This is a genomic window from Brucella haematophila (genome assembly GCF_005938105.1).
Classification (GTDB): domain Bacteria; phylum Pseudomonadota; class Alphaproteobacteria; order Rhizobiales; family Rhizobiaceae; genus Brucella; species Brucella haematophila.
This window is the reverse complement of the sequence record NZ_VCPE01000016.1, coordinates 47,554-66,397: the sequence shown is the minus strand read 5'-3', so window position 1 is coordinate 66,397 and position 18,844 is coordinate 47,554. Positions and strand designations below refer to the sequence as shown.

The window sequence follows — 18,844 nt, the reverse complement described above, 5'->3', positions numbered from 1 at the left end:
AATTTGCCAAATCTGACCGCATGGAGCGCATTTAGGCAAGCTTCGTTGGATCAGTCTTCGTGGCGATAGGGTGTATGTTCCTCCAGCGCCTCGTGGATTTGCGCAACCTCGCGCCGTTCCCGATCGAGATAGTCGCTCACGGCATCCCGGAAACTCTCATTGACGATATAATGCGCGGAATGGGTGGTAACAGGCACATAGCCGCGCGCGAGCTTGTGTTCGCCCTGCGCGCCTGCTTCCACCACGCGCAACTTGCGCTCAATGGCGAAATCGATGGCCTGATGATAGCAGACCTCGAAATGCAGGAAGGGGTGATCTTCGATACAGCCCCAGTGCCTGCCGAACAGCCTGTCGCCGCCAATGAAATTGATCGCGCCTGCGATATAGCGCCCGGCACGTTTCGCCATGACCAGCAGAATATCCTCGGCCATATTCTGGCCGATCAGCGAATAGAACTTGCGGTTGAGATAGGGGCGGCCCCATTTGCGGCTGCCTGTGTCCATGTAGAACGCAAAGAAATCCTCCCAGACCGCTTCCGTCAGGTCGCTGCCGGTCAGCCACTCAATTTCAATGCCGTCGGACAGCGCCTCGCGACGTTCCTTTTTCAGCGCTTTGCGTTTGCGCGAAACAAGCTCACTCAGGAAGTCATCATAATTGGCAAAGCCATTGTTTATAAAATGAAACTGCTGGTCTGTTCGATGGAGGAAGCCTGCGCGTTCAAGCGCTGTTATTTCATCGGGCAGGGCAAAGGTTACGTGTGCGGAGGATACGCCTGCCTGATCCGTCAGCTCGCGTAAACCGCCTGCCAGTGCCAGTCGCACAGCTTCGCCGTCATAGGCGATGTGGTTAAGCAGGCGCGGCCCGGTTGCCGGGGTGAAAGGGATTGCCGCCTGAAATTTCGGGTAGTAACGCCCGCCCGCGCGCTCAAATGCATCCGCCCAGCCATGGTCGAACACATATTCGCCCTGGCTGTGTCCCTTGAGATAATTCGGTACGACACCGAACAATTCGCCGCGATTGTTTTCCAGGCGCAAATGGCGCGGCAGCCAACCTGCCTTTCGAGAAACGGAACCCGACTCTTCCAGAGCGGACAGGAAAGCGCGGGTCGTAAAAGGATTATAGGTCGCATCCTGCCGGGAGGCCCCGGCAAGATTGCTCCACTCGTCTTCCGTAAATTCGCTGATATTTTCAACGATGCGAAGAACGAAGCTTTCTTCACTGTGCGGATCTTCGTCGTTCACCGCAAATCCTTTGCTGTCAGGCGACCAATGCGCGCGGATCGAACCCTTCGAACGTTATCTGTTCGACATTGAGTTCGCTGTGCTTTTGCATCTCGCGGTCACGGACGGTCCAGCTGATGACCGGCATATGCAGCTTTTCCCGCACGAAGGTGACGAACGGGTTCGGCAGATGGTGCACATTATAGGATACGAAGGAAATGCCATGCGCGAGCATGGAAAAATGCGCTTCGAAATCCTGCGCACGGGTGCCTTCCGCAGTCAGCCCGCCCGGAATGCCCGGCGCGTCGCTTGCAAAGCGGCGGATCAGGTGATGGTCGAACGACATGATGGCGGCTTCGCCCTTGTATCCGGCGAGTTCACGCGCAACGGCCGCGACCAGCCCGTCGTCACGACCTTCGATGCCTTTCAGCTCGATCACCAGTGGAACCCGACCATCGACCAGATCAAGCATCTGGCGAAGCGTCGGGACATGCTCATCAGTGCCGCCGACATGAAGCGCGGTTGCTTCAGCCAGCGTCAGATCGCTGATACGGCCCTCGCGCCCTGCAAGGCGTTGCAGGTCGTCATCATGGAAAACGACCACGCCGCCGTCTTTCGTCAAATGCACGTCGCATTCGATGGCAAAGCCAGCCTTGGCGGCAGCTTCAAAGGCTGCCAGCGTGTTTTCCCAACGGGTCTTGTTCAGATCATGCAATCCGCGGTGCGCTATTGGGCGCTTTGCGAGCCATTCGATGGAGGACATTATGCAACCTCGATAATCGCTTCGACTTCAACCGGTGCGTTGAGCGGCAGGCTGGCGACGCCGACAGCCGAACGCGCATGTTTGCCTGCATCGCCCAGAACGGCGACGAGCAGGTCAGACGCGCCATTGGCGACGAGATGCTGTTCAACAAAATCGGCTGTCGACGACACGAAAACGGTGATCTTCACGATACGCTTGATCTTCTCAAGATCGCCGAGTGCAGCCTTGGCCTGTGCCAGAATATTCACGGCGCAGGCGCGCGCTGCGACCTGCCCATGGGCAACCGTCAATTTGTCGCCAACCTGGCCAGTGTGCACAAGTTTGCCATTTTCCAGCGGCAACTGGCCCGAAGTGAGCAAAAGCGAGCCTGTTTCAGCAAAGGGGACGTAGTTTGCGGCAGGTGCAGCCGCTACCGGCAGGGATATACCCAGATTTTTCAGGCGGCTCTCGATCGTGTCGGTCATTGCATTAATCCTTGCTTGCAAAGGGACTTCTCCGTCAACCTATAGGCAGAATCGGTGAAGCTTTTGGGAAGGGTGCGTTTTTTGCCTCGCTTCCGCCACGAGTTTTTTTATCATGCTTGTCAACTCATCGGGAGATTCATGTATGCGTTTTTTGAAGCCGGGTTTTAAGGTTGCTGTAGCTGCAAGTGGAACCGCTGCCTGTGTGTGGGCTGGACTTGCGGGCGTGGCCCAAGCGGCTTCGACTGTAACGCTGGTGCCGCACCGCGCCGTTTACGATCTGACACTGGACCGTGCCGATGAAAAGTCCGGGATCAGTGGTCTGACCGGGCGCATGGTTTACGAGTTCAACGGATCGGCCTGCGAAGGCTATACGACCAATTTCCGTTTCGTGACCCGGATCGACATGGAAGAACAGCCGCAGCGCGTGACCGATCAGCAGACCACAACGTTTGAAGGCAACGACGGCAAGACCTTCCGCTTCGTCAACAAAACCTTCGTTGACAAGGATCTCGTCAAGGAAGTGCGCGGCGATGCCAAGCTTGAGGGCGGCAAGACGGTTGTGGAACTTTCAAAGCCGAAGGAAAACAAGATCGATCTGCGCGCAACGCAGTTTCCGACCCAACATATGGAAGAGCTGATCGGCAAGGCGGAAGCAGGCGAGAAGTTTTATCAGACTTCGCTGTTTGATGCGTCTGAAGATGCCGACCGCGTGGTCGCGACCACGGTTGTCGTCGGGAAGGGACAGAATCCAACCGACGACGAAACCAAGTTCATGGGTCAGTTTTCCAAGGATCCAGTCTGGCCAGTGACGATTGCTTATTTCGATGACAAGGAAAAGCAGGACGGACTGCCAATCTACCGCATCAACTTCAAACTTTACCGCAACGGCATAACCCGCGACCTCACCATGGATTATGGTGACTTCGCCATGCGCGGTAAACTGGTAAAGCTGGATGTGTTTAACAAGGCTGATCAGAAGGCCAGCTGCAAATAGTAAATGTAAAGTGACATATATTTATATTGAGGCTACAATGTTCAGCATTGTAGCTTTTTTATTACTTTAATGGATTTTTATATGAAAAAGATATTATTTGCATTGCTGTTATCTTTGCTTGGTGTTTCGATCGAGTAGAATTTAATCCTTGGGGGGCTTGTATGAGTCCATAATCCGGTCGCGGGCGTTGAAACGCTTTCATCCTGCGGACGGATTGAGGTATATTGGCCAAACGTCTTGCAATTCATGGCGCGATCAGTTAACAGCGCGCCTATTCCACACACGGGATTGGGCTTTTGTCGGGAGAAATCCGGCAAGAACCTCCGGTGGCGAGCAATCGCCTCAGCCCGTGGAGGTTAAACCGGAAAAGGAAAATAAAGATGGCATTGCCTGATTTCAGCATGCGCCAGCTTCTGGAAGCTGGTGTTCACTTCGGCCACCAGACCCACCGCTGGAACCCGAAGATGGCGCCTTTCATCTATGGCGCTCGTAACAACATCCACATCATGGACCTGTCCCAGACCGTTCCTCTGCTGCACAATGCGCTGAAGATCGTTTCGGACACCGTTGCTCGCGGCGGTCGCGTTCTGTTCGTCGGCACGAAGCGTCAGGCTTCGGACATCATTGCCGATGCAGCAAACCGTTCGGCTCAGTACTATGTCAACGCCCGCTGGCTCGGCGGCATGATGACCAACTGGAAGACGATCTCCAACTCGATCCAGCGTCTGCGCAAGCTCGACGAACTTCTGGCCGGCGAAGGCCAGGGCTTCACCAAGAAGGAACTTCTGAACCTTCAGCGTGAGCGTGAAAAGCTTGACCGCGCACTCGGCGGTATCAAGGACATGGGTTCGGTTCCTGACCTGATCTTCATCATCGACACCAACAAGGAAGCAATTGCTATCCAGGAAGCCAAGCGTCTTGGCATTCCGGTTGTTGCTGTGATCGATTCGAACTGCGATCCAGACCAGATCGACTACCCGATCCCGGGCAACGACGACGCTGCACGCGCTATCTCGCTCTATTGCGATCTGATTGCACGCGCTGCTCTCGACGGTATTGCTCGCCAGCAGGGCGCAATGGGCATCGATATCGGTGCGCAGGCTGAAGCTCCGGTTGAGCCAGCTCTCGAAGCTCCGGCTGAAGGCGCTTAATCAGCGCATGATTTCATCCATCCGTCATATCTCTGATAGAGGCGGATGGATAATCTCGTTTCATTCCGGCGCAAGGGCGTGATTCCGAAGCACGTTTGACGGTTTTCGGGCAAAAACACGCTACGTCAAAATAGCGCCGGTTCAAAGTTGGCACACCCATTCGGTGTGCCTTCGCTTTCGTGAAAGGCGACACAATGAGCATTTCCGCATCTCAGGTTAAAGAACTCCGCGAACTGACCGGCGCTGGCATGATGGACTGCAAGGCTGCTCTTGCAGAAACCAATGGCGACGTCGAAGCTGCTGTCGATTGGCTGCGCGCCAAGGGCATTGCAAAGGCTGACAAGAAGGCTGGCCGTACGGCTGCTGAAGGTCTGGTTGGCGTTGCATCTTCCGGCAACAAGGCTGTTGTCGTTGAAGTCAACTCCGAAACCGACTTCGTTGCCCGCAACGACGCTTTCCAGGATCTGGTTCGCAAGATCGCTCAGGCTGCCCTGGCTACCGACGGTTCGACCGAAGCTGTGGCCAACGCCAATGTTGACGGCAAGTCCGTCACCGAAACTGCCAAGGACGCAGTTGCAACCATCGGCGAAAACATCAGCTTCCGTCGTTCGGCTGCCCTCAGCGTTTCGCAGGGTACCGTTGCAACCTACATCCACAACGGCGTTGCTGACGGTCTCGGCAAGCTCGGCGTTCTGGTAGCTATCGAAACCGCTGGCGATGCAGAAGCTGCAAACGCATTCGGCCGTCAGGTTGCCATGCACGTTGCTGCTATCAACCCGCTCGCGCTGACCGCTGAAGACGTTGATCCGGCTGCTGCTGAACGCGAAAAGTCGATCTTCATTGAGCAGGCTCGTGAATCCGGCAAGCCGGACAACATCATCGAAAAGATGATCGAAGGCCGTATGCGCAAGTTCTACGAAGAAGTTGTTCTTCTTTCGCAGGCTTTCGTCATCAACCCGGACCTGACGGTTGCAGCTGCCCTCAAGGAAGCTGAAAAGACCATCGGCGCTCCGGCCAAGATCGTCGGCTTTGCCCGCGTCGCTCTCGGCGAAGGCATCGAAAAGGAAGAAAGCGATTTCGCTGCTGAAGTCGCTGCTGCTGCCAAGGGCTAATCAGCTCTTTCTTCCTTTGAAAGCGACTTTCTGCTTTCAGAACAGGCTTTAGCCTGAAAAGGCTTTTGATTACGAAGGGCATCGCGTGACAACGCGGTGCCCTTCGTGTATCGGAACCCAACACAATCCTTTATTTCGATCAGCGGAGAGCATTCCATGTCCGGCAAGCCCGCCTACAAGCGCGTCCTTTTGAAAGCCTCGGGCGAGGCATTGATGGGCAGTCAGGGTTTCGGCATCGATGTTTCCGTCGCAGACCGGATCGCCAACGATATCAAGCAGGCGCGTCTGCTGGGCATCGAAGTCGGCGTGGTGATCGGCGGCGGTAATATTTTTCGCGGTGTAGCGGTGGCGTCTAAGGGCGGCGACCGCGTGACCGGCGACCATATGGGCATGCTGGCGACGGTGATTAATTCGCTGGCGCTGCGCACCTCGCTGCACAAGATCGGCGTTGATGCCGTTGTTCTCTCCGCCATAGCAATGCCTGAAATCTGCGAGAGCTTCTCGCAGCGTCAGGCTACGGCCTATATGGACGAGGGCAAAGTAGTGATTTTCGCAGGCGGCACGGGCAATCCGTTCTTCACGACCGACTCTGCTGCTGCGCTGCGCGCGGCGGAAATCGAAGCGGATGCGCTGTTGAAGGGCACGCAGGTTGACGGCATCTATTCAGCTGATCCGAAAAAGGACCCGACCGCGACGCGTTTCGACACGCTCACCCACAAGGAAGTTCTCGATCGCGGCCTGGCTGTCATGGATACGGCGGCTGTTGCCCTTGCGCGTGAGAACAACATTCCGATAATAGTCTATTCCATCCATGAAAACGGCGGCTTGGCCGAAATTCTGCAAGGCAAGGGACGCTGCACGATCGTTTCCGATAATTGATCAACGATGATCGTTCACATGTCTTGCTGCGTATCGAAGGAGAATATGCATGAGTGATGCTTTTGACATCAACGACCTGAAACGCCGCATGGAAGGCGCAGTCAATTCTTTGAAGCACGATCTGAACGGTCTTCGCACCGGCCGTGCTTCCGCAAGCCTGCTTGAGCCGATCACCATCGAAGCCTATGGCGCAACGATGCCGATCAATCAGGTTGCCAATATCACTGTTCCTGAATCGCGCATGCTTTCGGTTTCCGTCTGGGACAAGAGCATGGTTGGCGCTGTCGAACGCGCTATCCGTGATTCCGGTCTGGGTCTTAACCCGATCACAGACGGCATGACGCTGCGTATTCCGTTGCCGGAGCTGAACGAACAGCGCCGCAAGGAACTGGTCAAGATCGCCCATCAATATGCCGAACAGGGCCGCATCGCAGCTCGCCATGTCCGCCGCGATGGCATGGACACGCTGAAAAAGCTGGAGAAGGACGGCGACATCAGTCAGGATGACAGCCGCGTTCTGTCCGAAAAGGTGCAGAAGCTGACCGACGACACCATTGCTGAAATGGATAAGGTTGTTGCCGTCAAGGAAGGCGAAATCATGCAGGTCTAGGACCTGCGTGATTATCGTAAAGGGAGAGCCAGGAATGTCCGATCCGCGCCACATCGCCATTATTATGGATGGCAATGGCCGTTGGGCGAAGGCGCGTGGCTTGCCACGCAGTGCCGGGCATCGTGCCGGTGTTGAAGCCTTGCGCGAGACGGTGCGGGCGGCGGGTGATCGCGGTCTTGGCTATCTCACGCTTTTTGCGTTTTCTTCCGAAAACTGGTCGCGGCCGAGCGGTGAGGTCAATGACCTGCTTGGTCTGCTCAAGCTGTTTATCCGCCGCGACCTTGCAGATCTTCATCGTAACAATGTGAAGGTCAGCATTATTGGCGAGCGGGAAGGGCTGACCGACGATATTCGCGGGCTGCTCACCGAGGCGGAATCCCTGACCCGCCGCAATACCGGCCTCAATCTGGTGATTGCCTTCAATTACGGTTCACGCGACGAAATCGTCCGCGCGGTCAAGAGCCTGGCGCGCGATGTCGCTGCCGGTCTTCTGGACCCGTCGTCGATTTCTGCCGAGCTGATCTCGGCCAATCTCGATACTGCATCCATGCCCGATCCAGACCTCATCATCCGCACCAGCGGCGAGATGCGTCTGTCGAATTTTCTGCTTTGGCAGGCTGCCTATGCGGAGTTCCTGTTTATGCCAGCGCACTGGCCGGATTTCCGCCCAGCCGATCTTGATGCCGCCTATGAAGTGTTCCGCCAGCGCGAACGTCGCTTTGGTGGCGTCGAGGCGCGGAGCAATCTTGAAACCAGCCTCGAAGATTGCGAAGAGGGTAGCCGGGCTATCGGGCAATAGATGTCATGACGGATCGTTTCGCTGCCATGCTTCCCTATTGCCGTGTTCCATCGCATCGCATGCCCTGACGCAGCGCAAGCCGAAAGGTCTCAATGTCCAATCTGCAAACCCGTATTCTCACCGCCATCGTGCTCGGCGCAGCGGCCTTATGGCTGACCTGGGTAGGCGGGTTGGGTTTCACGCTTTTCGCAATCGCTATCGGCCTGGCGATGTTCTACGAATGGACAGCACTGAGCGCCCCGCGTCAAACCTCTTTTTCCAGGATGTTCGGCTGGGCGTGGCTGCTTCTGACAAGCGTTCTTCTTATTCTGGATCGCAGCGCGTTGCTGACTATCGGTACGCTTCTGCTAGGAACACTGATTCTTCTCGCCTCCCAGTGGAAAACCGGTCGGGCCTGGCCTGCAACCGGGCTTTTCTACGCCGGGTTTTCGGCGATATCGCTCTCACTGTTGCGTGGCGATGAGCCTTTTGGCTTCACGGCCATTGTCTTTTTGTTTGCCGTCGTGTGGTCTACGGACATTGCAGCCTATTTCAACGGACGCGCCTTGGGTGGGCCGAAGCTGGCACCGCGTTTTTCCCCCAACAAGACTTGGTCTGGCGCCATTGGCGGTGCGGCAGCGGCTGTTGCAGGCGGCATTCTGGTCGCATCACTGGTGGCAACACCGGGCAGTCTGATCGTCCCGCTTCTGGCTCTTTTGCTTTCCGTCGTTTCCCAAATCGGCGATCTGGCTGAATCATGGGTGAAGCGCCAGTTTGGCGCCAAGGATTCGGGGCGTCTTCTGCCGGGTCATGGCGGGGTACTTGATCGCGTTGACGGGCTTGTCGCCGCCGCTGCACTTCTATACCTCTTTGGTGCCGTGATTGCTGAACCGGATGTGCCATCTGCAATCTTTTTCAGTTTCTAAGCGGCAGGCGATTCGTAGAGTACGAGGATCGGCGCGCCAATCGAGGCCGCAGTCGATCAACGGGTGATTTGTAAGGAGTAGTGATTTGCAGGAGGCTCTGGCCTTTTTCTTCGGCGGTGAAAGCCTGCTTGTCGGGACAATCGTACCGTTTCTTTTCGTTCTTACAATCGTCGTATTCGTACATGAGATGGGGCATTATCTTGTCGCGCGATGGTGCGGCATTGGTGCGCAGGCCTTTTCGATAGGCTTTGGTCCTGAGCTGCTCGGCTTTACCGATCGTCGCGGAACGCGTTGGAAGCTCTCTGCAATTCCGCTTGGCGGCTATGTAAAGTTCATCGGCGACGAAAGCGAAACCAGTTCGCCTGTCGGTGTGGATAATAATGCGCTCAGCGAGGAAGATCGCAAGCGAGCATTCCATACCCAGCCTGTGTGGAAGCGTGCGGCAACGGTTTTTGCCGGACCGGCTTTCAATATCATTCTGACAATTGTCATTTTCAGTGTTTTCTTTGCACTTTACGGACGCCAGATCGCAGATCCGCTGATTGCAGGCGTACAGCCTAACAGCCCCGCAGCCGCGGCTGGTTTTGAACCCGGCGATCGTTTTATCAGCGTCGAAGGTGAGAAGATCACCACTTTTGCCGATGTGCAGCGCATCGTTTCGGGCCGGGCAGGTGACACGCTCGACTTTACGGTTGAGCGTGGCGGCAAGATGGTTGACCTCAAAGCAACGCCGGCGACTGTCGAGCGCGTAGATCCGCTCGGCAACAAGGTGAAGCTTGGCGCCATTGGCGTGGAGACCACGGAAGCGGTCGGCAATTTCCGCCGCATTGAATACGGTCCGCTCGAATCAGTCGGGCAGGCGGTGATGGAAACGGGCTTCATCATCAGTCGCACGGGTGAGTTTTTCACACGTTTCGCCTTTGGCCGTGAGGACAAGTGTCAGCTCGGTGGGCCGGTCAAGATCGCCAATATGGCGAGCAAGGCGGCAAGCGCGGGCTTTGACTGGTTGATACAATTGACGGCTATGCTCTCCATCGGGATCGGGCTTTTGAACCTGTTTCCCCTGCCGCCGCTGGATGGCGGGCATCTGGTTTTCTATGCTGTGGAGGCAATCAAGGGCAGCCCGGTGTCACCGGGAGCGCAGGAAATTTTCTACCGTATTGGATTCCTTCTTGTGATGGGATTTATGGGGTTCGTACTTTTCAACGACCTCTTTGCCTGCTAGATCAAATGCCGACTGTCTCAGGCAGCGGTCCTAGGAATTGAAATCTCGGGGGATGGCGATCTTGGGGTTATTGGCTCGACCGGCCTGTCCGGTTAGGCTGACTGCAAAGAGACGACGTTTTGTCCGACGGAGGCCGGGCAAGGTGTTAAACAGAAGTGAACATTGGGAGCGACGACCGGAAAAGCTAAGCAATCTGTTTACCATAACTCACAATTCGCGTGGCACGGATGCCACGCTTGTTGCCTAAGTAAACAGAATTTAACCGCAACGCTTGCTTGTATGGAAAAACCGGCTAATACGGTTGTATCTGTACGCATTTTTCTGGGTTAATCGTCCCGGGGACAGAAACGAAGGTTCGGAAAGCCTATGACGGCAAGTTCTAAATTCTTTGGCGCCGCGTCTGCGCTCGCCATGTCGGTGGCTCTAGTGGCTTCGGGTACTGCAGCGCTCTCGCTGGCATCCGTGAATGTCGCGGAAGCTGCCGTTGTGAGCCGTATCGATGTTCGTGGTAACACGCGTGTTGATGCTCAGACCATTCGCGACAATATCGAGATTCGTCCGGGCAAGGCCTTCACCAGCGCTGATATCGATGCTGCGGTGAAGCGTCTTTTCGCTATGGGCCTGTTTTCGGATGTTCGCATCAATCAGTCCGGCAGCACGCTTGTCGTGACCGTGAACGAACGTTCCGTGGTCAACAATGTCCTGTTCCAGGGCAACAAGAAGATCAAGGATCCTGATCTGACGCGCGCCGTCCAGCTGAAGCCGCGTTCGCCTTACGATGCGGCGACGATGGAATCGGACAAGGAAGCCATCAAGGCTGCCTATGCACATATCGGACGTAGCGATGCGACCGTGAATGCGCGCACCGTCGATCTCGGTCAGGGGCGCGTCAACGTTGTCTATGAAGTCAACGAAGGCTCGCGCACCAAGATTTCCAATATCGAATTCGTCGGCAATCAGGCCTATAGCGGCCGTCGTCTGCGCGATGTCATTTCCACCAAGCGTTCGAACCCGCTGTCGTGGCTGACCCGTAATGACGTTTACGACGAAGGCCGTTTGCAGGCTGACGAAGAAACGCTGCGTCGCTTCTATTACAACCGCGGTTACGCTGATTTCCGTGTTGTGTCGTCGAATGCGGTTCTCGATCCGTCGACCAATGAATACACGATCACCATCACGGTTGATGAAGGTCAGCGTTATACCTTCGGCGATGTGAGCGTTGAAAGCACCGTTGATGGCGTTGATACCAACGCGCTCGGCGGTCTCGTGAAGACCCGTTCGGGTCGCGCTTATAGCGCCAAGGAAGTTGAAGATTCCGTTCTGGCTGTGACCGAAAGCGTTGCCGGTAGCGGTTATGCTTTTGCCAAGGTTGAGCCGCGCGGCGATCGTAACTTTGAAAACCGCACGATTTCGGTCGTTTACAGTGTCGATCAGGGTCCGCGCGCTTACATTCAGCGTATTGAAATTCGCGGCAACGACAAGACGCGCGACTACGTGATTCGTCGTGAGTTCGACATGAACGAAGGCGATGCCTTCAATCAGGTTATGGTGCAGCGTGCCAAGCGTCGCCTTGAAGCTCTGGATTTCTTCCAGACCGTCAATATCTCGACGGCTCCGGGCTCCGAGCCGGATCAGGTGATCCTGGTTGTTGACGTCGTGGAAAAGTCCACCGGTGAATTCTCTATCGGCGGTGGCTACACCACCGGCGGTGAAACGCCGGGTGCGTCTGTCGAAGGTGCGATCACCGAGCGTAACTTCCTCGGTCGCGGCCAGTATATCCGTCTTAGCGCCGGTGCCGGTCAGGACGATATGCGCAATTATGGCCTGTCCTTCACCGAGCCTTATTTCCTCGGCTATCGCGTCTCCGCAGGTTTCGACGTATTCCGTCGCAGCTACCGCGTGAACGACGACTACGATGTTGAGCAGACCGGTGGTACGATTCGTTTCGGCCTTCCGATCACCGAGAACTTCTCGGTTGGTCTCGCCTATAATCTGGTTCAGGAAAAGTACGACCTGTTCCGCGACAACATCAATGATTACTACGCTCCGGCTCTGCAGGAAGCAGCAGAAAACAGCCCGTGGCTGCGTTCGTCCATCAGCTACTCGCTGACGTATAATTCCATCGACGATCTGAAGAACCCGCATGACGGCCTCTATGGCAAGTTCACGCAGGAATTCGCAGGCCTTGGTGGCGATGCGAAGTTCATGAAGACGACCTTCAAGGGTAACTACTATAAGACGCTTGCTCAGGAAGCCGACATTGTCGGTATGCTGGGTGTCGGCGGTGGTTATATCCATGAATTCGGTAGCGACGGCGTCCGTATCTTCGATTTGTTCAAAAACAATTCGGACATCATCCGCGGCTTCAAGTTCAACGGCATTGGTCGTTACCAGGATTCTGGTACGGGCCAGCGTTATTGGCTGGGTGGCACGACCTACATCAATGGTACGGCTGAAGTGCAGTTCCCGATGCCGGTTGTTCCTGAAAGCCTCGGCATTCGCGGTGCATTCTTCGCGGATGCGGCGATGCTCTACGGCGGTGCAGACGAGTTGGGTGGTTCGCCGGTTTATGGCGACGACAAGAAGCTTCGCGCTTCGGTCGGTCTCAGCCTGATGTGGGCTTCGCCGTTCGGTCCGCTGCGCTTTGACTATGCATTCCCGGTCGCGAAGGCTGATACCGATAAGGTTCAGAACTTCAACTTCGGTGTTTCGACCAAGTTCTAACCGATTTGCCTTTCCCCGGGGCGGCTACGCCCCGGGAGAGAAAGTGTACTGATGGCAGATCCTGTCTTTTTCACGCCTTCTCGTGAACTCACGATTGGCGATGTGGCTGATTTCACCGGTGCAAGACTTCGTGACCCGAAGCTTGCACCGCGTTCTGTTGAGCGCCTGGCTTCCATGAAGGATGCCGGGGAGGGTTCGCTTATCTTCGTGGAAGGTAAGAAGAACGCCGAGGCGCTGGCCGGAATCAAGGCTGCTGGTGTTCTTTGCAAGGAAGACATAGCGCCAAGCGTGCCTTCGCATATGGCTGCGCTGATTACCCGCAACCCGCATCGCGATTTTTCGGCTGTCGGACGCATGTTGTTTCCAACGTCGGCCAAGCTGGAAAGCTGGTTTGGCGAAACCGGCATTTCTGCGCAAGCATTCATTCATCCTTCGGCACAAATTGAAGATGGCGCAACGATTGAAGCGGGTGCGGTGATTGGTAAGGGCGTGACCGTCGGTTCGGGCACTTTGATTGCTGCAACCGCAGTGATTGGCGAGAACTGCCAGATTGGACGCGATAGCTATGTTGCGCCGGGTGTGACCGTCCAATGCTCTTTCATCGGTAACCGCGTGTTGTTGCATCCGGGCGTTCGCATCGGTCAGGACGGTTTTGGCTACGTGCCGGGCGCTGCCGGACTTGAAAAAGTCCCGCAGATCGGTCGTGTCATTGTTCAGGACAATGTAGAGATCGGCGCCAATACAACGATTGATCGTGGAGCGCTGACCGACACGGTGATCGGCGAGGGCTCCAAGATCGATAACCTTGTCCAGATTGCGCATAATGTGCGCGTCGGTCGGTTCTGTCTTATTGCCGCGCATTGCGGTATTTCGGGAAGCTGTGTGATCGGCGACGGGACTATGCTTGGTGGTCGCGTCGGTATTGCGGATCACCTGATTATCGGCTCGGGCGTGCAAATTGCAGCTGGGAGCGGCGTTATGAACGATATACCCGATGGTGAACGTTGGGGTGGTCTTCCCGCACGTCCTATCAAGCAGTGGTTCCGCGATATCGCGAACATACGCAGCATCGGGCAATCAAGAAAGGAGCAATCCTCAGATGAGTGATACGGAACAGACGAAACTCGAAGCGGCGGATATTCAAGAACTTCTGGCCGTGCTTCCGCACCGTTATCCTTTTCTGCTGATCGATCGCGTCGTTGATATCAATGGCGATCTGTCGGCAACCGGTATCAAGAACGTCACGATCAATGAGCCGCATTTTACCGGACATTTTCCGGAAAAGCCGATCATGCCGGGCGTATTGATCATTGAGGCCATGGCACAGACCGCCGGTGCAATCTCGCTGCTTCAGCGCAAGACTGGCCGCCCGGGCGTTGTCTATTTCATGACCATCGACAATGCGAAGTTCCGCCGCCCGGTCATCCCGGGTGATCGGTTGCTTCTGCATGTCAAAAAAGTGAAACAGCGCGCCAATATTTCGAAGTATGAATGCGTGGCTGAGGTTGATGGTGTGAAAGTTGCCGAAGCGGAAGTTGCGGCAATGATTAATGCCGGTGAAGAAAGCCAGTGAGCATTACAATGAAAGAAACAATCATTCACCCCACCGCTCTTGTTGAGCCGGGTGTGGAACTGGGCCAGGGTGTGTCTGTCGGGCCTTTCTGTCATATTCAATCGGGCGCCGTTATTGGCGACAATTCCGTTCTGATGAGCCATGTGGTTGTTACGGGCGGGACGACGCTTGGCGCGGGCGCGAAGGTTTATCCGCATGCTGTTCTCGGTTGCGATCCGCAGAACGGCAAGCATAAGGGTGGCCCAACGACACTCACTGTTGGCGCGAACTGCCTTATCCGTGAAGGCGTCACCATGCATCGCGGCTCGGATAGCGCGCGCGGCTATACTTCGGTGGGCAGCGATTGCACCTTCCTCGCTTATGCGCATGTGGCGCATGATTGCGATGTTGGCGATCACGTCACCTTCTCGAACAATGTCATGATCGGCGGTCACACGACCATCGAACATCACGCCATTCTGGGCGGCGGTGCGGCCGTGCATCAGTTCGTGCGTGTCGGCCATCATGCATTTGTCGGCGGTATGGCTGGCGTTGTGGGTGATGTTATCCCTTATGGCATGGTCATTGGTAATCACGCGCATCTGGGCGGCCTCAATATCGTTGGCATGAAGCGTTCCGGCATGCAGCGCGCGGAAATCCACATGCTCCGTCACGCCGTGCGTATGCTGTTCGATCGTACCAAGCCGGTTCGAGATCGCGCTGCCGATGTGCTGGCGGCTTTCCCGGAATCTCAGGCTGTTGCCGATATGATTGCTTTCATCAGTGTCGACGCGAAACGCGCCTATACAACGCCACCACTCGACGCGGCTCATGGCGGAGTCGGGCATGACAGCGACGAAAGCTGAATCTTTGGCGCGTCCGCCCCTTGAGGGCGGGCGTGTCGGTATTATTGCGGGCAACGGCCTGTTGCCCATTGCGGTGGCCGAGGCGCTTCAGAGCGCCGGTACCCCCCCATTCATCGTTCCCCTGCGTGAAGAAGCTGACCGGGTGCTCTACAACTACGAGCATCAGGAAATTTCGATGGTCGAATTCGCAAAGCTGATTCGCTCCATGAAAGCGGCTGGCGTTTCGCATGTCGTTCTCGCGGGCGGTGTGCGCAACAGGCCACATCTTGGCGATCTGAAGCTCGACTGGCCCACATTGCGGGGCATTCCCTATGTGCTTCGTGCGTTGGGGCAGGGTGATGACGCCTTACTACGTGCCTTTATCGGCCTGCTCGAATCATTTGGTTTCAAGGTCGTCGGCGCACATGAAGTTGTGCCTGATCTTCTGTCTCCATCGCCTGCTCGTCTTCTGACCAAGGTTGCGCCAGATGCGCGCGAAGCCGCGAATATTAAGCTGGCTATGGAGTCTGCTTTGCGGCTTGGTGATCTCGACGTCGGACAGGGCGCTGTCGCAACAGGTGGTCGTGTCGTGGCGCTGGAAGGCGCGGAAGGCACGGATCTGATGATCGAGCGCGTTCGCGAGCTGCGTGAAGCCGGACGTATTCCCAAGCGCGGCGGGGTCCTTGTGAAAATGGCCAAACCTCGTCAGGATGAGCGGGCGGATTTGCCCGCCATCGGCATTTCCACCGTGCTGAATGCCAAACGTGCTGGTCTTGCAGGAATTGCAGTTGAGGCGGGGCGCACATTTATCCTGGGTTTCGGTGAAACCATTGCGGCGGCAAATGAAAGCGGTCTCTTCATAGAGACGATCAGTCGGGACAAGAAGGACGCCTAAACGTGAGTAACACCAGCCGGCCATTGAAAATAGCAATCGTGGCCGGTGAAGAATCCGGTGATCTTCTCGGTGCGGATTTGGTCGACGCCCTGCGTCTTCAGACTGACAGGCTGGTTGATCTCGTTGGTGTGGGTGGTGACCACCTGGCTGCGCGTGGCCTAAAGACCTTCTTCGACCCCCATGAAATTGCTCTCATGGGGCTTGGCGCGGTCATCAAGAACCTGCCGGGACTTATACTGCGCATCCGGCAGACGGCTCGGCAGATCGTGGCGGAAAAACCGGATTGTGTCTTGCTGATCGATAGTCCGGATTTCACCCATCGCGTGGCGAAGAAGATCAGAGCTGCCGCTCCGTCTATTCCGATTGTCAAATATATCGCGCCCAGCGTCTGGGCCTGGCGTCCGCAGCGTGCACGCGCCATGCGCGCTTATGTCGACCATGTGCTCACGGTCTTGCCGTTCGAGGTTGATGTGATGGCGCGGCTGAATGGCCCTCAGTCAACCTATGTCGGGCATCGCCTGTCGAGTTATGCGCCTATCCTCGATACGCGTGCTGCACAACTGGCGCTTGAACCGCAGCGGTCGGAAGCCGGCAAACATACATTGCTTTTGCTGCCTGGCTCGCGTCGCACGGAAATCCAGATGCTGATGGAACCCTTCGGCAAGACGGTCGAAGAGCTTTCGTCGCGGGTTGAAAAGCTTGAGGTTATTCTGCCCACCTTGCCGCGTATCGAGGCAATGGTGCGTGAACTTTCGCGTGACTGGACAGTCAAGCCGTTGATCGTCGTCGGTGATGAAGAGAAGTGGAAGGCCTTTGCGCGGGCCGATGCTGCGCTTGCCGCTTCCGGCACCGTTTCGCTGGAACTGGCGCTGTCGCGCATTCCAAGCGTGCTTTCCTACAAGGCGGACTGGTTTGCGCGAAAATTTCTGGTACCCAAGATCACGATATGGAGCGCAGCGCTGCCCAACATCATTGCTGATGAACCGGTGGTGCCGGAGTTTTTCAATGAATTCGTCCGTCCGGGGATGTTGGCCCGCAATGTGGAGCGCTTGATGCGCCCCGGTTCGGCGCGTCAGGCGCAGTTGGATGGTTTTGATGCGGTGGCTTCGGTCATGTCGACAGAGCGGCCCTCCGGCGAGATCGGAGCGCAGGTTCTGCTGGACGTTATAGAACGAGGCCGCAAGGGCTGAACGGTATCGTCAATACGGGAACCGCTACGGATAAAAAGAAACCCCGGTCGCCATTGGCAACCGGGGTTTTGTTTTCAGCGTTTGCGCGCTTATTTGCGCTTTGCAACCGGCACGTAGTCGCGTTCCGTAGCGCCCGTGTAGAGCTGGCGCGGACGGCCGATCTTCTGCTGCGGATCTTCGATCATTTCCTTCCACTGTGCGACCCAGCCGACGGTGCGGGCGAGTGCAAAGAGAACCGTGAACATTTCGGTCGGGAAGCCGAGAGCCTTCAGCGTGATGCCGGAGTAGAAGTCGATATTCGGATAGAGCTTCTTCTCGATGAAATACTCGTCGGTCAGAGCGATCTTTTCCAGTTCCATTGCAACGTCGAGCAACGGATCGTCCTTGATGCCCAGTTCGCCGAGAACTTCATGGCAGGTCTTCTGCATGATCTTGGCGCGCGGATCGTAGTTCTTGTAAACGCGGTGACCGAAGCCCATCAGGCGGAACGGATCGTTCTTGTCCTTGGCGCGCGCGACAAATTCCGGAATGCGATCCACCGAGCCAATTTCGGCCAGCATGTTGAGCGCTGCTTCGTTCGCACCGCCATGGGCAGGGCCCCAGAGGCAGGCAACGCCAGCTGCGATGCAGGCGAATGGGTTGGCGCCCGACGAACCGGCAAGACGTACGGTCGAGGTCGATGCATTCTGCTCGTGATCAGCGTGCAGGATGAAGATGCGGTCCATGGCGCGGGCCAGAACCGGATTGACCTTGTAATCCTCGCAAGGAACGCCAAAGCACATGTGCAGGAAGTTCGATGCGAAATCGAGATCGTTCTTCGGGTACATGAACGGCTGGCCGATATGGTACTTATAGGCCATTGCGGCGAGCGTCGGCACCTTGGCGATCAGGCGGATCGAAGCGACCATGCGCTGATGCGGATCGGTGATGTCGGTCGAGTCGTGGTAGAAGGCGGACATGGCGCCAACACAGCCAACCATGACGGCCATCGGATGCGCATCGCGGCGGAAGCCGGTGAAGAAGCGCGTCATCTGTTCGTGGATCATCGTGTGACGGGTCACGCGATAATCGAAATCGGCCTTCTGGGTTGCCGTCGGCAGTTCACCGTAAAGCAGCAGGTAGCAGGTTTCGAGGAAGTCGCCATGCTCGGCAAGCTGGTCGATCGGATAGCCGCGATAGAGCAGGGTGCCTTCGTCGCCATCGATATAGGTGATCTTGGACTCGCACGAAGCGGTCGAGGTGAAACCCGGATCGTAAGTGAACGCATGCGAATTCTTGTAAAGCGGACCGATATCGACGACGTCCGGCCCGACAGTGCCTTGTCGCACAGGCAGATCGAACGTATTGCCGTCGAGAGTAAAGCTGGCTGTCTTAGCTGACATCATGTTTCCTTTCATGTCCACTTTGCCGCCTTAGGCGGCAGTATTGCATTCGCTGCTATAACTTGTCTCGTATCTCTTGGCGGGCGCCCCAAAACTGCAGGATGCCCGATTTTTAACGCATTACGGCTACGATT

Annotated in this window: 18 protein-coding genes; 14 read left to right on the top strand and 4 right to left on the bottom strand. The window is 56.3% G+C overall.

Annotation, left to right across the window (positions count from 1 at the left end):
- Positions 1–50 precede the first annotated feature (50 nt).
- Genes FGI60_RS20770 through FGI60_RS20760 form a run of 3 tightly spaced genes read right to left on the bottom strand, consistent with a single transcriptional unit; the run spans position 51 to position 2,447 of the window.
- Positions 51–1,241: a GNAT family N-acetyltransferase gene (locus FGI60_RS20770; protein ID WP_138786815.1), complete on the bottom strand. Its 1,191-nt coding sequence runs from the start codon at positions 1,239–1,241 to the stop codon at positions 51–53.
- Between the two features lie 16 nt (positions 1,242–1,257).
- Positions 1,258–1,983, bottom strand: a complete 726-nt coding sequence (locus FGI60_RS20765; protein WP_138786814.1) for a glycerophosphodiester phosphodiesterase — start codon at positions 1,981–1,983, stop codon at positions 1,258–1,260.
- Positions 1,983–2,447 carry a RidA family protein gene (locus FGI60_RS20760; protein WP_109369174.1) on the bottom strand — a complete coding sequence of 155 codons (465 nt, stop codon included), beginning with the start codon at positions 2,445–2,447 and terminating at the stop codon, positions 1,983–1,985. Before FGI60_RS20760 ends, FGI60_RS20765 begins: the two co-directional genes overlap by 1 nt.
- 142 nt (positions 2,448–2,589) lie before the next feature.
- Between FGI60_RS20760 and eipB the strand changes: the two genes are divergently transcribed.
- The 14 genes from eipB to lpxB all read left to right on the top strand — a co-directional run bounded on the left by eipB (position 2,590) and on the right by lpxB (position 17,328).
- A complete protein-coding gene (gene eipB / locus FGI60_RS20755; protein WP_138786813.1) occupies positions 2,590–3,441 on the top strand; it encodes a cell envelope integrity protein EipB in 852 nt (283 codons plus the stop codon).
- A 380-nt stretch (positions 3,442–3,821) separates the two neighbouring features.
- A complete protein-coding gene (rpsB, locus tag FGI60_RS20750; RefSeq protein ID WP_113533587.1) occupies positions 3,822–4,592 on the top strand; it encodes a 30S ribosomal protein S2 in 771 nt (256 codons plus the stop codon).
- Positions 4,593–4,786: 194 nt separating this feature from the next.
- The gene (gene tsf, locus FGI60_RS20745) at positions 4,787–5,704 is read left to right on the top strand and encodes a translation elongation factor Ts (RefSeq protein WP_078340834.1); all 918 of its coding nucleotides are present in this window, start codon (positions 4,787–4,789) and stop codon (positions 5,702–5,704) included.
- A gap of 156 nt (positions 5,705–5,860) precedes the next feature.
- Positions 5,861–6,583: a UMP kinase gene (pyrH, locus tag FGI60_RS20740; RefSeq protein WP_078340835.1), complete on the top strand. Its 723-nt coding sequence runs from the start codon at positions 5,861–5,863 to the stop codon at positions 6,581–6,583.
- Between the two features lie 49 nt (positions 6,584–6,632).
- On the top strand, positions 6,633–7,193 hold the full coding sequence (frr, locus tag FGI60_RS20735; RefSeq protein WP_078340836.1) for a ribosome recycling factor: 561 nt from the start codon (positions 6,633–6,635) through the stop codon (positions 7,191–7,193).
- A gap of 34 nt (positions 7,194–7,227) precedes the next feature.
- Positions 7,228–7,992: an isoprenyl transferase gene (locus tag FGI60_RS20730; RefSeq protein WP_138786812.1), complete on the top strand. Its 765-nt coding sequence runs from the start codon at positions 7,228–7,230 to the stop codon at positions 7,990–7,992.
- Positions 7,993–8,084: 92 nt separating this feature from the next.
- Positions 8,085–8,897, top strand: a complete 813-nt coding sequence (locus tag FGI60_RS20725) for a phosphatidate cytidylyltransferase (protein ID WP_138786811.1) — start codon at positions 8,085–8,087, stop codon at positions 8,895–8,897.
- 85 nt (positions 8,898–8,982) lie between these two features.
- Complete coding sequence (rseP, locus tag FGI60_RS20720; protein WP_138786810.1) at positions 8,983–10,122, top strand: RIP metalloprotease RseP; 1,140 nt, start codon at positions 8,983–8,985, stop codon at positions 10,120–10,122.
- A 366-nt stretch (positions 10,123–10,488) separates the two neighbouring features.
- Positions 10,489–12,846 (top strand): outer membrane protein assembly factor BamA, encoded by a 2,358-nt coding sequence (bamA, locus tag FGI60_RS20715; protein ID WP_235889885.1) that lies wholly within the window; start codon positions 10,489–10,491, stop codon positions 12,844–12,846.
- 51 nt (positions 12,847–12,897) lie between these two features.
- A complete protein-coding gene (gene lpxD, locus FGI60_RS20710; RefSeq protein ID WP_138786809.1) occupies positions 12,898–13,953 on the top strand; it encodes a UDP-3-O-(3-hydroxymyristoyl)glucosamine N-acyltransferase in 1,056 nt (351 codons plus the stop codon).
- Positions 13,946–14,419 (top strand): 3-hydroxyacyl-ACP dehydratase FabZ, encoded by a 474-nt coding sequence (gene fabZ / locus FGI60_RS20705; protein ID WP_078340383.1) that lies wholly within the window; start codon positions 13,946–13,948, stop codon positions 14,417–14,419. The genes lpxD and fabZ overlap by 8 nt, the downstream gene beginning before the upstream one ends.
- 8 nt (positions 14,420–14,427) lie before the next feature.
- Entirely contained in the window at positions 14,428–15,264 is an 837-nt protein-coding gene (lpxA, locus tag FGI60_RS20700) for an acyl-ACP--UDP-N-acetylglucosamine O-acyltransferase (RefSeq protein ID WP_138786808.1), read from the top strand.
- The gene (locus FGI60_RS20695; RefSeq protein WP_138786807.1) at positions 15,245–16,138 is read left to right on the top strand and encodes an LpxI family protein; all 894 of its coding nucleotides are present in this window, start codon (positions 15,245–15,247) and stop codon (positions 16,136–16,138) included. The genes lpxA and FGI60_RS20695 overlap by 20 nt, the downstream gene beginning before the upstream one ends.
- 2 nt (positions 16,139–16,140) lie before the next feature.
- Entirely contained in the window at positions 16,141–17,328 is a 1,188-nt protein-coding gene (gene lpxB, locus FGI60_RS20690) for a lipid-A-disaccharide synthase (protein ID WP_138786806.1), read from the top strand.
- A gap of 89 nt (positions 17,329–17,417) precedes the next feature.
- On the opposite strand, the gene gltA is transcribed toward lpxB, so the two are convergent.
- Entirely contained in the window at positions 17,418–18,710 is a 1,293-nt protein-coding gene (gene gltA / locus FGI60_RS20685; RefSeq protein WP_078340455.1) for a citrate synthase, read from the bottom strand.
- Positions 18,711–18,844 lie beyond the last annotated feature (134 nt).